Source organism: Megasphaera sp. MJR8396C, assembly GCF_001546855.1.
In the GTDB taxonomy this organism is placed as follows: Bacteria; Bacillota; Negativicutes; order Veillonellales; family Megasphaeraceae; genus Megasphaera.
In genome coordinates, this window is sequence record NZ_KQ958193.1 from 1 (window position 1) to 445 (window position 445).

Sequence of the window (445 nt, forward strand, 5' to 3'; positions counted from 1 at the left end):
AAACAGTAAAGTAAATCTGAAGTTCACCGGCGACGATACGTCTGAAAGTGGCACGATTACGAAGATCAATGGTGCTACCCTTAATGTTCTTGGCGGTGCTACTGAATTTACGGCTGCCAATAACATTGGCGTCGTCAAAGAAAACGATGCTCTTAAGGTTAAGCTGGCAAAAGACATTTCCATGGGCGATGGTAGTATTACCTTTGCACCTACGGGAGCAAAAGACGCTGACGGCAATACCTTGGTACAGGGTGAAGATGGTAAGTGGTACTCTGACTTGTCCGATGCTACCTATGATTCGACCAATAATGTCTACACCAAAGCTGACGGAACTACCGTAAGTGCCGTAGAAAATCCGATTGTTTCGGCCGTTACCTTGACCGATACAGGTCTTGACAATGGTGGTAACAAGATTACTAATGTCGCTGCCGGTACGGAAGATACG

1 protein-coding gene is annotated in these 445 nt (G+C 46.1%); it reads left to right on the forward strand.

Annotation, left to right across the window (positions count from 1 at the left end):
* Window positions 1-445, forward strand: a 445-nt coding sequence (locus HMPREF3201_RS11900) for a hypothetical protein (RefSeq protein WP_197408267.1), incomplete at both ends; no start/stop codon positions are given.